The 11,446-nt window shown below is 67.4% G+C and carries 12 protein-coding genes; 8 read left to right on the top strand and 4 right to left on the bottom strand.

Going from position 1 to position 11,446, the window contains the following annotated elements:
* Window positions 1-212: 212 nt before the first annotated feature.
* Window positions 213-746 (bottom strand): DUF5662 family protein, encoded by a 534-nt coding sequence (locus QZ332_RS11665; protein WP_295765584.1) that lies wholly within the window; start codon window positions 744-746, stop codon window positions 213-215.
* Between the two features lie 144 nt (window positions 747-890).
* Here QZ332_RS11665 and QZ332_RS11660 point away from each other — a divergent pair, with 144 nt between their 5' ends.
* The 6 genes from QZ332_RS11660 (at window position 891) to QZ332_RS11635 (ending at window position 5,463) form a co-directional block, all read left to right on the top strand.
* The gene (locus tag QZ332_RS11660; RefSeq protein ID WP_295765582.1) at window positions 891-1,337 is read left to right on the top strand and encodes a hypothetical protein; all 447 of its coding nucleotides are present in this window, start codon (window positions 891-893) and stop codon (window positions 1,335-1,337) included.
* Window positions 1,338-1,375: 38 nt separating this feature from the next.
* Window positions 1,376-1,552, top strand: a complete 177-nt coding sequence (locus tag QZ332_RS11655) for a hypothetical protein (protein ID WP_295765580.1) — start codon at window positions 1,376-1,378, stop codon at window positions 1,550-1,552.
* A gap of 353 nt (window positions 1,553-1,905) precedes the next feature.
* The gene (gene alaS, locus QZ332_RS11650; RefSeq protein ID WP_295765578.1) at window positions 1,906-4,551 is read left to right on the top strand and encodes an alanine--tRNA ligase; all 2,646 of its coding nucleotides are present in this window, start codon (window positions 1,906-1,908) and stop codon (window positions 4,549-4,551) included.
* Window positions 4,552-4,567: 16 nt separating this feature from the next.
* The gene (locus QZ332_RS11645) at window positions 4,568-4,906 is read left to right on the top strand and encodes a cupin domain-containing protein (RefSeq protein WP_295765576.1); all 339 of its coding nucleotides are present in this window, start codon (window positions 4,568-4,570) and stop codon (window positions 4,904-4,906) included.
* Between the two features lie 11 nt (window positions 4,907-4,917).
* The gene (locus QZ332_RS11640; protein WP_295765574.1) at window positions 4,918-5,091 is read left to right on the top strand and encodes a DUF4250 domain-containing protein; all 174 of its coding nucleotides are present in this window, start codon (window positions 4,918-4,920) and stop codon (window positions 5,089-5,091) included.
* 33 nt (window positions 5,092-5,124) lie between these two features.
* A complete protein-coding gene (locus QZ332_RS11635) occupies window positions 5,125-5,463 on the top strand; it encodes a histidine triad nucleotide-binding protein (protein ID WP_295765572.1) in 339 nt (112 codons plus the stop codon).
* Between the two features lie 234 nt (window positions 5,464-5,697).
* Here the strand turns inward: QZ332_RS11635 and QZ332_RS11630 are convergent, their stop codons facing one another.
* The 3 genes from QZ332_RS11630 to QZ332_RS11620 form a co-directional block, all read right to left on the bottom strand.
* The gene (locus tag QZ332_RS11630; protein WP_295765570.1) at window positions 5,698-6,831 is read right to left on the bottom strand and encodes a hypothetical protein; all 1,134 of its coding nucleotides are present in this window, start codon (window positions 6,829-6,831) and stop codon (window positions 5,698-5,700) included.
* Entirely contained in the window at window positions 6,828-7,382 is a 555-nt protein-coding gene (locus tag QZ332_RS11625) for an RNA polymerase sigma factor (protein WP_295765568.1), read from the bottom strand. The genes QZ332_RS11630 and QZ332_RS11625 overlap by 4 nt, the downstream gene beginning before the upstream one ends.
* A 126-nt stretch (window positions 7,383-7,508) precedes the next feature.
* Window positions 7,509-8,108 (bottom strand): 4'-phosphopantetheinyl transferase superfamily protein, encoded by a 600-nt coding sequence (locus QZ332_RS11620; protein WP_295765566.1) that lies wholly within the window; start codon window positions 8,106-8,108, stop codon window positions 7,509-7,511.
* A 228-nt stretch (window positions 8,109-8,336) separates the two neighbouring features.
* On the opposite strand from QZ332_RS11620, the gene dnaG reads away from it, so the two are divergent.
* Window positions 8,337-10,118, top strand: a complete 1,782-nt coding sequence (dnaG, locus tag QZ332_RS11615; RefSeq protein WP_295765564.1) for a DNA primase — start codon at window positions 8,337-8,339, stop codon at window positions 10,116-10,118.
* A partial coding sequence (rpoD, locus tag QZ332_RS11610; protein WP_295765561.1) for an RNA polymerase sigma factor RpoD occupies window positions 10,111-11,446 on the top strand: 1,336 nt, incomplete at its 3' end. The genes dnaG and rpoD, both read left to right, overlap by 8 nt.

Below are 11,446 nucleotides of genomic sequence, written 5' to 3'. Positions count from 1 at the left end.
CCCGGCCTGCCGGAAAGCCTTTCCGGCAGGCCGGGCAAGACCTCGGGACTTTTTTGAAAGTCCCGAGGTCTTATCCATGGGAGACGAGAGGGACCCCTCCTGGGTCCCTCTCGTGGCTCTCCTCCTTCCCGCCGACAGAGCCCTCTCTGCTTTTCCGGCGCTCCGGCGCGGAGGCTCTGCCTCCGCGCTTTTCCAAGCCTGCCGCCCCTCTCCTACCGTTTCCCCAGGACCTCCCGGCGGACGTAGTCGAAGGCCGCGTCCTCCCCCTGGTCCCGGAGCGTGATCAAGATCTCCTCCAGCAGCGCCGCCGTGGCCGGGTGGAGCAGCAGCCGCCGCCCCTTCCCTTTCTCGAAGAAGCTGTAGGGGTCGCCGGGGGCGAAATCCTTGCCCTTATAGACCTTGCTGGCGGCCAGGCGGTCGCAGAACATCTCCGCCACGTACTTCGCCGGCATCTCCACGCCGCCGATGCCGCTGCCGTCCCGCTGGTAATCCGTCCAGTACTCGAAGTGGTGCCGGTTCCGGCCCTTGTGGTGGAGCCACGCGGCGCTGTAGCCGTCCTCCTTGCGCTGCTGGTCGTTCGGGCTGTGGTCGCCCTGGAAGTATCGGACCCCCGCCCAGAACTCCACCGGGGAATACTTGGACAGGTCGTGGGTCAGCCCCTGCCAATAGAGGCCCAGGCGGAAGCAGTGCTCCCGCACCAGCGCCCGGTGGCGGTGTACCGTTTTCAGATGGTCCCAGAAATGCAAAGCGCCTCACCTCGGTTCGATCGTCCCCCCTATCATACCACACCCGCCGGAAAAAAACGAGGATCTTTTGCATGGGATCTGGCCGGACGCAGATACTAACCCCCATCCGGCCCGGACACGGGCCAAACCGTTTGGGGGGATGGGATGGACGCCGCGATCTATGACTGCCCCATGGAGTGGGGGCCCCTGCTGCCGCCCGGGACCCGGCGGGTCCGGCGGGCGGGAGAGCTGTCGGAACACCTGTGGCCCCTGCTGGTGCTGACCCGGAGGGGGTGTCCCGCGCTGGAGGGCCTGCCGGGCGGCGCCGTGTGCCGCCTCCTGCTGGCCCCCGGGGACTGCGGGGCGGCCCTGGGCCGCGTCCAGGCGGAGGCCGTGATCTCCTACGGCCTCTCCCCCCGGGACAGCCTGACGCTCTCCAGCCTGGCGGAGCCGGTGCTCTGCGTCCAGCGGGCCCTGCCCAGGCCGGACGGGTCCGTCGTCGAGCCCCAGGAGTTCCCCCTGCCTACCCTCCCCGGTCCGCCGGAGGCGCTGCTGCCGCTTTTGGGCCTGCGGCTGTTGCAGATGCCGCTGACAGAGGGCCGCTTCCCATGATATGGTGGCCGCAGGACGGAAGACAAGGGGGTATCGCTATGTCGATAACAGGATGGCTCCTCATAGCCGCGGCCGTCGGCGGCGCGGCGTGGCTGCAGTACACCATCGGCAAGGGCGTCCGGGGCCCCTCTCACTGCATGGGCTGCGGGAAGTGCGATGAGACCGGCGTCTGCATCCTCACCGGGAGGCCGGTGGGCCCCCGGCGGAGGGGATGAGCGATCCGGCGGCCTCTTTCGATTTTCCGCCGATCCCCCATTGACAAACGGCGAAGATACGATATAATAACGAAAGTACGAACAGCGAAACGCCGTGAAAAAGCCAGCCCTGCGAAACGGTCCTCCAGCGAGAGGGGGAGAGTGCGAGCCCCTCGCCCACGCCGCAAGGCCGCCACTTTGGAGCGGCCCGCGAGGAGCGGGACGGCTCATCCCCGTTACCGGATGGCTCGAGACGTCCCCGCTCTGCGGCGGGGATAAATTAGGGTGGTACCGCGAAGCAGGCCTTCGCCCCTATGCCGGGGCGGGGCATTTTCTTTTCGCCGCATCATCATCGACACTGGAGGAAGGAACACATGTCACATCCCTACCATGGCCTGAACGAGCTGCGGGAGATGTTCCTCAGCTACTTCGAGAGCAAGGGCCATCTCCGCCTGCCCAGCTTCTCCCTCATCCCCCCCGCCGGCGACGCCAGCCTCCTGCTCATCAACAGCGGCATGGCGCCCATGAAGACCTGGTTCACCCGGGAGGAGGAGCCTCCCCGAGACCGGGTCTGCACCTGCCAGAAGTGCATCCGCACCGGCGACATCGAGAACATCGGCAAGACCGACCGCCACGGCACCTACTTCGAGATGCTGGGCAACTTCTCCTTCGGCGACTACTTCAAAAAGGAGGCCATCCCCTTCTGCTGGGAGTTTTTGACGAAGGTGGTGGGCCTGGAGGAGGACCGGCTCTATCCCTCCATCTACCTGGACGACGACGAGGCCTTCGAGATCTGGAACAAGGACATCGGCATCCCCGCGGAGCGCATCTCCCGCTTCGGCAAGGAGGACAACTTCTGGGAGCACGGCGCGGGCCCCTGCGGCCCCTGCTCCGAGGTCTACTACGACCGGGGCGAGGAGCACGGCTGTGGCAGGCCCGGCTGCACCGTGGGCTGTGACTGCGACCGGTATATCGAGGTGTGGAACAACGTCTTCTCCCAGTTCGTCAACGACGGCGAGGGACACTACGAGGAGATGAAGAACAAGAACATCGACACCGGCATGGGCCTGGAGCGGCTGGCCTGCGTGTGCCAGAACGTGGGCTCCCTCTTCGATGTGGACACGGTGATGAACATCACCAACAAGGTCAGCGAGATCACCCATGCCCACTATGGGGAGAGCCACAAGGCCGACGTGAGCCTCCGGGTCATCACGGACCACATCCGCTCCTCCGTCATGATGATCTGCGACGGCGTGCTCCCCTCCAACGAGGGCCGGGGCTATGTCCTGCGCCGCCTGCTCCGGCGGGCGGCACGGCACGGGCGGCTCCTGGGCGTGGAGGAGCCCTTCCTCTACGAGGTGGTGGACACGGTGATCCACGAGAACGAGTCCGCCTACCCCGACCTCCGGGAGAAGCAGGACTATATCACCAAGATCGTCCGCACCGAGGAGGAGAACTTCGCCAAGACCATCGACGGCGGCCTGCGGATCTACAACGACCTCCTCTCCGCCCACAAGCAGCGGGGCGAGACCGTCTTCTCCGGCGCGGACGCCTTCAAGCTCTACGACACCTTCGGCTTCCCCATCGACCTGACCGCCGAGATGGCGGAGGAAGAGGGCATGCGCGTGGACCGGGAGGGCTTCGACCGGCTCATGGAGGAGCAGCGCGTCCGCGCCCGGAAGGCCCGGGAGGCCCTGGGCGACCTGGGCTGGGCCGGCATCGAGTTCGGCAGCGAGGTGCCCGCCACGGAGTTCGCGGGCTATGAGGACGACTGCGTCCCGGACGCTAAGGTAGTAGCCATCGTGGCCGAGGGCGCGCTGGTGGACGAGATCGTCTCCGGCGTGGAGGCCGCCGTCGTCCTGGACAGGACCCCCTTCTACGCCGAGATGGGCGGCCAGGTGGCGGACCATGGCACGATCCGCGCCGGCAGGGCCGTCTTCGAGGTCACCGACGTGCAGAACAACAAGGGCGGCAAGTCCCTCCACTCCGGCCGGATGACGGAGGGCGCGCTGAAGGTGGGCGACACCGTCCGCGCCGAGATCGACCCGGAGCGCCGCAAGGCCATCCGCCGGGCCCACAGCGCCACCCACCTGCTGGACGCCGCCCTGAAAAAGGTCCTGGGGGACCACGTGCACCAGGCGGGCTCCCTGGTGGAGCCGGACCGCATCCGCTTCGACTTCACCCATTTCGAGGCCATCACCCCCGACCAGCTCAGCCAGATCGACCGCCTGGTCAACGACGCCATCCTGGAGGGCCTGCCGGTGGTGACCGAGGTCCTCCCCATCGAGGAGGCCAAGCGCAAGGGCGCGGTGGCCATGTTCGGCGAGAAGTACGGCGACGTGGTCCGGGTCGTGGAGATGGGGGGATTCTCCATGGAGTTCTGCGGCGGCACCCACCTGGACAACACCGCCAAGGCCGGGCCCTTCCGCATCAAGTCCGAAGGGTCCGTGGCCTCCGGCGTGCGGCGGATCGAGGCCACCGTGGGCAAGCTGACCCTGGAGACCGTGAACCGGAACCAGCAGATGCTCTTCCATGCCGCCCAGCTGCTGAAGACCACCCCCGGCGAGCTGGAGGGCCGCATCGAGCAGCAGACGGCGGAGATGAAGGAACTGCGCCAGGCCCTGGACAAGTTCAAGGCGGAGGCGTCCCTGGGCGAGGCCCGGAACTTCCTGATGAGCGCCAAGGACGTGAAGGGCCTCAAGGTCCTCACCGCCCAGCGGGACGGCCTGGACGCGGCCGCTATGCGGAAGATGGGCGACTTCCTCCGGGACAAGGAGCCCGGCGTGGTGGGCGTGCTGTCCTCCGTCAACGACGGGAAGATCACCTTCCTGGCGGTCTGCGGCAAGGACGCCGTGGCCAAGGGCGTGAAGGCCGGAGACATCATCAAGGCCATCGCCCCCGTCTGCGGCGGCAAGGGCGGCGGCAAGCCGGACAGCGCCATGGGCGGCGGCACGGACGTTTTGAAGCTGGACGACGCCCTGGCGATGGTGGACGACTTCGTCGCCGGGAAACTGGACTGAGAGGAGGGACACCGCCATGCTGATCGAATTCGGCAAGATGGAGACCACCGTCATCCCCCATATGCGGGGCGGCGAGAAGGAGGTCTCCGTCAAGATGTACACGGACCCGCTTTGCAAGATCATGCGGGGGACGCTGGTCCCCGGCGCCACCATCGGGATGCATTCCCATGATGCCAGCAGCGAGATCATCTATATCCTCTCCGGCAGGGGCAAGGTCCTTTACGACGGCGGCTGCGAGCCGCTGGAGGCGGGTTCCTGCCACTACTGCCCCAAGGGCCATGCCCACAGCCTGATGAACGACGCCCCGGAGGGCGGGGAGGACCTGTGCTTCTTCGCCGTGGTGCCGGAGCAGTGAGGGACGGGTCCATGCTCCCGACCGACCCCGCCATCCTGCTGAGCTTCGTCAACACGAAGCTCCGGGACGAGTATCCCAGCCTGGCGGAGCTGTGCGCCTCCCTGGACGCGGACCAGACGGCGCTGGAGGAGGCGCTGGCCGCGCTGGGCCGACGCTACGACGCCGGTAAAAACCAGTTCACCTGACCGATCCAGATCTCGATACGAGGAGGTACATCCATGTCCGACTGCTTATTCTGCAAGATCGCCGCGGGGGAGATCCCCAGCGGCAAGGTCTATGAGGACGACGTTTGCTTCGTCTTCAACGACATCGCCCCCCAGGCCCCCACGCATTTCCTGGCGATCCCCAAGGCCCACATCCGCTCCGTGGCCGAGATCGGCGCGGACAACAGCGGCATCGTCGCCCACATCTTCGAGGTCATCGCCAAGCTGGCGAACGAGGCCGGGATGGAGAGCTACCGCGTGGTCTCCAACATCGGCGAGCAGGCGGGCCAGAGCGTGCCCCACCTGCATTTCCATGTCCTCTCCGGCCGGGACATGACCTGGCCTCCGGGCTGATGCTCTTGCGTCCGGGATCTGCGGATCTTGGACGAGGGGGAGGGACCGCGTTCCCCTGCGCGCACTCAGCCCCCACCCGCCTGGCGGGTGGGGGCTTCGCATGCTCCGAGGAGCGAGGGGGTGCTTTTTGTGACGCGCATGTCGCCATAAAAGACTTATCGCGATCCCTTTCGCCGCCTGCGGGCGGCGGGACTCTGCCGGGGGCTCTTTTCGCGGGCTGGGCCCGCGTTTCCCTCATCCGCTCACATAGGCGCCGCCGGGGAGCTGTCCCGGGGCGCCGGCGGGGCCGGAGGCCGGACTGCCGTCCGCCTCCGCCGTCTCCGACGGCTCCTCCTGGGGGACGGCGCGCTCTGCAGGCCGGGTCCGCTCCGCTCCCTCCACAAAGACATGCCCGCCTGGCTCCGGCTCGATCCCTCCTCCGATGACGGCCCGCCCCTGGGGGTCCTCCGCTCCGATCTGCTCCCGGATATAGGCCGTCACGTCGTCCAGGGTCTCCGCCCCGGCAAGGCCCTCGTAAGTGCTCCGGTCGAAGGCCGGGCCCTCCGCCGTGTCCGCGAAGACATAGCGCTGCCCCTCTCCCAGGTAGAAGTCCGCCAGGTCCGCGTAGCAGAGATAGCGGTCCCCTTCCCTCCAGCCCGTGTCCCGGTCCGTCGGGATGGGCATGAAGACGGCCTCGCTCCCCTCTTCCAGGTCCTCCAGGGGGCCGGAGATGGAGGTGGTCATATAGCCCTTGGCCCCCAGCCAAAGGAGGTTGTACGTCTCCCCCGCCGTCAGATCCCCCCGGATGGGATCGGTCACTTCCACGATGGCCCGGGTGTAATAGGTCTCCATGCCTCCATGCCCCGGTCCCGTGACGAAGTACTGCAGCTCCCGGATGGTCCCCCGGAAGACCGCCGTGTCCTGGGCGAAGATCTCCTCCGGGGACAGCCAGGCCAGGCAGGCCGACATCCCGATCGTCGTATCCCCGTCCCCCGGGCCGGACAGCTCCCCGATCTCCACGCCGGTGGACCACCCGGAATGGGCGGGCCGGGCCGGGCCGTCCGTCCAGTAGTCCGTACCGTCCAGGCCCCCGGCAGGGGCCCCGCCGCCGAGATCCGCCCCTCCGGGGCCGGACGGCTGTACGGCCGCTCCCCCGAGGGCAGGCCCTCCTCCCGCTTCAGCGGCGGGATCGAAGCGCCTCACGATGGCCTCCCACGCCCCTGCCTCCCTCAGCTCCGCCGCCGCGGCCGCCATCACGATCAGCGCCAGGCACGCCGCCAGCGCGCCGAAGCGCCTCCATGGGCAGATCTGCTTTTTCACGGTCCCCGCCGCCTCGATCTGGTCCTCCCGGACCTCGCCGACGGCGCGGAACAGCTCTCCTCCCGTCATAGGTCATAGCCCTCCTTCCTGAGATGCTCCTTAAGCCCCTTCCGGGTCCGGTGGAGCTGGGACTTCACCTTGGACGGACTGTACCCCGTCCCGGCGGCGATCTCCGCCACGCTGTCGCAGTACCAGTACCGCCGCAGGAACACCAGCCGGGCCGCCGGGGACACCGTATCCAGATAGCCGGAGATGGCCTCCCCCAGGCGGAGGAGGTCGAAGCCCTCCTCCAGGGGCGTGCCGCCCACGCAGTCCGACAGCTCCTCCAGCACCGCCTCGAAGCCGCTGTCCCGGCACTGGGCGCGGTCATAGTCATAGCGGTCCAGCGCCCGGTTCCGGGCGATGCGGCCCAGGAAGGGCGGCAGGCGGCGGGGCCGCTGGGGCGGCATGGCGTTCCAGGCCCCCAGCCAGGTGTCGCTGAGGCACTCCTCCGCGTCCCGGCTGTCCCCCAGCACCCGGCGGATGATGCCGGCGCAGTAAGCGCCGTACTTCTCCGCCGTCCGCCGGATGGCCTCCTCCGAACGTTCCCAATACAGCGCGATGATGTCCCGGTCCTCCAAGACGATCCTCCCCCTCTCCCAAAAAGCGCTCCTATCCATATAGTCGGGAACAGGCGGCGCCCGGTCGCGCCGGACAGCAAAAAAAGAGGACAGGGATCCCTTCCCTGCCCGTCTGTCCCCCGCCGCTCACAGCATGTCGTCCAGCGAATAGCGATGGAGCTTCCCCGGCAGCTCCCGGCTGCGGGTGGCCATCCCCGCGGCGTATCCGGGGAAGGTGTCCAGCTCGTAATAAGACTCCCCCGGCTGCAGGGGGGACTCGGAGCGCATGATGGTGCCGATCCCGGCGCCGCTCCGCTTGGCCCTGGCCTCCCGGCGGACCCAGCTGCGGAAGAACGCCTCCTCCGTGGTCACATGGGCCAGGCGGACCATCATCCGCTGCCCCACCGGGCGGATGCGCTCGATGTCCACTCCCAGCTCCTGGTCCGAGACGCCCACCAGCACCGCCCCGCTGGAATGGCTGATGTTGAAGTGGACGTCGGGGCATTCGGGGAAATAGGGCTTGCCCAGCTGGCTCAGGGCCACCTCCGGGAGGCCCTTCCAGCCGTACTTCTGCCGCAGGGCCAGGCATAAGATCAAATATGCGCACAGGGGCTCCCGCTGCTTCCCCACGTCCAGCGTCCTCAGCAGCCGCTCCCGCCGGGCCGGGGGCAGCAGCGGCAAGATCGCCTCCCGCTCGGGGCCCGTCAGGGGCCGCTCCATCCGGGCCGTCCACAGTTCGATGGGCATGGCGGGCCCTCCTTCCTTCCGTTTCCCCTTTATTTTAAGCATTTCCCCCCGGCCTGTAAAGCCCCTCCGGGGAAACTTTTCAAAAAATATACAGAAAAAAGAGGGAATCCCGGGGCGGCGGCGTATATAGATTATGATGCCAAAAATATCAACTCGGCTGGGATCCTCACCTTTTCGGTATGACCAGAGCATATTTTGGCTAAACTGACCGAAAGGAGGGGACGAGCCGTGGCCTTCCCCCAGAGCTTCCTGGACGAGCTGACCGCCAGGAGCGACATCGTGGACGTGGTCGGCAGCTATGTCCAGCTGACCCGCCGGGGCTCCAACCTCTTCGGCCTCTGCCCCTTCCACAGCGAGAAGACCGGCTCCTTCTCCGTCTCGCCGGATAAGCAGATCTACTACTGCTTCGGCTGCAAGAGGGGCGGCGGCGTCATCAATTTCATCATGGAGGAGGAGGGCCTCCCCTTCCCGGACGCGGTGCGGTTCCTGGCCAAGCGGGCCGGGCTCACGGTGCCGGAGGAGGAGGGCGACCGGGAGGCCGCGGCCCGGCGGCAGCGCCTCCTGGACCTGAACCGGGAAGCCGCCCGGTTCTACTACCGCCTCCTCCAGCAGCCCGAGGGCCGGGCGGTCCGGGACTACCTGGAGCGCCGCCAGATCCGGAAGGCCACCGCCGTCCGCTTCGGCATGGGCGCCTCCCTGGACGCCTGGGACGTGCTGCTGGACGCCATGACCGCCAAGGGCTATTCGAAGGCGGAGCTGCTGGCGGCGGGGCTGATCGTGGACAACAAAAAGGGCGGGTTCTATGACAAGTTCCGCGGCCGCCTCATGCTCCCGGTCATCGACACCCGGGGCGACGTGGTGGCCTTCGGCAGCCGGGTGCTGGACAAGTCCGAGCCCAAGTATATGAACTCCTCCGAGACGCCGGTGTACAGCAAGCGCCGCTGTCTCTACGGCCTGAACCTGGCGAAGAAGTCCAAGCGGCCCAACATCATCCTCTGCGAGGGCAACCTGGACATCGTCACCCTCCACCAGGCGGGCTTCGACAACGCGGTGGCCTCCATGGGCACCGCCCTGACCCAGGAGCAGGTCCGGCTCCTCTCCCGGTTCACCAAGGAGCTGGTCCTGTGCTACGACAACGACAACGCCGGGAAGATCGCCACGGAGCGGGCGCTGCAGCTGCTCAGCGGCTCCGGGCTCTCGGTGAAGGTCCTCCAGCTCCCCCGGCGGCGGACCGAGGACGGCGGGCTGGTGAAGCAGGACGCCGACGACTTCATCAAAAACCAGGGCCCGGAAGCCTTCGAGCGGCTGCTCAGCGGCAGCGAGAACGGCGTGGAGTTCCGCATGGCCCAGATCGCCGGGAAATACGACCTGGACAACGACGAGGCCAGGGTCGCCTACAGCGAGGAGATCAGCCGGCTGCTGGCGGAGCTCCCCAGCGAGGTGGAGCGGGAGGTCTACGCCGCCCGGGCCGCCGAGGCCGCCCGCATCACGCCCGACGCCATGAAGCTGGACGTGCGGAAGGCCAGGAAGCGGAAGATCGCCCGGGAGGACCGGGCGGAGCTGCAGCGGGATCTGGCCCCAGCGGCGCGGCTCCAGCCGAAGGAACGGGCCCTGCGCTACGGCAACATGCGTTCCGCCCGGGCGGAGGAAGGCGTGCTCCGGCTGCTGCTGCTGGACGACGGCCTCTTCCCGCCCCAGCCGCCTTTGGACGCGGAGGACTTCTCCTCCCCCCTGCTGGGCCGGGTCTTCGGCCTGCTGTGGCAGGCGAAGGAAGCGGGACGGAGCCTCACGCTGTCCCTCCTCTCCGGGGAACTGAGCCCGGAGGAGATGGCCCATGTCACCGCCATCTGCCAGCTGCCGGAATCCGTCCGGAACCGGCGGCAGGCGCTGTCGGATTACATAAGCGTCATACAGTCGGAGGCTGTGAAGCGATCCGGCGGGGGATCCGATCCCCTGTTGACGGCGGCAGAAAAATACAAAGATAAAAAGGGAGAAAAACGGAATGTCTAATAAACAGGATCCCCAGGAGCTGGAGCGTCAGGCCGATGCCATCTTAGCCGCCGCCGACACGGCGGCGGGGCCCCCCCAGGCGGAGGCCGCTCCCCATATCATGACCGACGAGGAGGCCAAGAAGGCCGGGATCGTCCGCCTGGACGACAAGCAGGTCGCCGCCCTCCCCGCCGCCTCCTGGCTCATCAGCAACGAGAAGCTCCGGGAACTGCTGGCCAAGAGCAAGAAGAAGGGCAAGCTGGAATCCGCCGAGCTGATGGAGGCCGTGGACGATCTGAACCTGGAGAGCGAGCAGATGGACCAGCTCTACGACTCCCTGGAGGCGCTGAACATCGACATCAGCGCCGAGGAGGACCTGCTGCCGGAGCTGCCGGACGAGGGCCCCGCCGCCGAGGAGATCGCCGGCATGGAGGAAGAGGAGCTGGTGGATCCCAACACCCTGGTCAACAGCTTCTCCATCGACGACCCGGTCCGTATGTACCTCAAGGAGATCGGCAAGGTGGCCCTGCTGACCCCGGAGGAGGAGGTCAGCCTCGCCCAGGCCATGTCCGCCGGGAACGAGGCGGAGCAGAAGCTGGCGGAGCTCCGCCAGCGCCGGGAGGCCGGCGAGGAGATCGACGCCGCGGAGGCCGCCGTGCTGAAAAAGCAGTACCGGGCCGGCGAGACCGCCAAGCAGAAGCTGGCGGAGGCCAACCTCCGCCTGGTGGTCTCCATCGCCAAGCGCTATGTGGGCCGCGGGATGCTGTTCCTGGACCTGATCCAGGAGGGCAACCTGGGCCTCATCAAGGCCGTGGAGAAGTTCGACTACACCAAGGGCTATAAGTTCTCCACCTACGCCACCTGGTGGATCCGGCAGGCCATCACCCGGGCCATCGCCGACCAGGCCCGGACCATCCGCATCCCCGTCCACATGGTGGAGACCATCAACAAGGTCATCCGGGTCAGCCGCCAGCTCCTCCAGGAGCTGGGCCACGACCCCTCTCCCAACGAGATCGCCGCCGAGATGAACATGCCGGTGGACAAGGTCCGGGAGATCATGAAGATCGCCCAGGAGCCCGTCTCCCTGGAGACGCCCATCGGCGAGGAGGAGGACTCCCACCTGGGGGACTTCATCCCGGACGAGGGGGCGTCGGAGCCCTCGGAGGCCGCGTCCTTCACGCTGCTCAAAGAGCAGCTGATGGACGTGCTGTCCACCCTGACCCCCCGGGAGGAGAAGGTGCTGAAGCTCCGATTCGGCATCGAAGACGGCCGGACCCGGACGCTGGAAGAGGTCGGCAAGGAGTTCAACGTCACCCGGGAGCGCATCCGGCAGATCGAGGCCAAGGCCC

This window comes from uncultured Oscillibacter sp. (assembly GCF_910584465.1).
GTDB lineage: Bacteria > Bacillota > Clostridia > Oscillospirales > Oscillospiraceae > Oscillibacter.
Note: the sequence above shows the minus strand (reverse complement) of the source record. Positions and strands in the feature narration are given on the sequence as shown.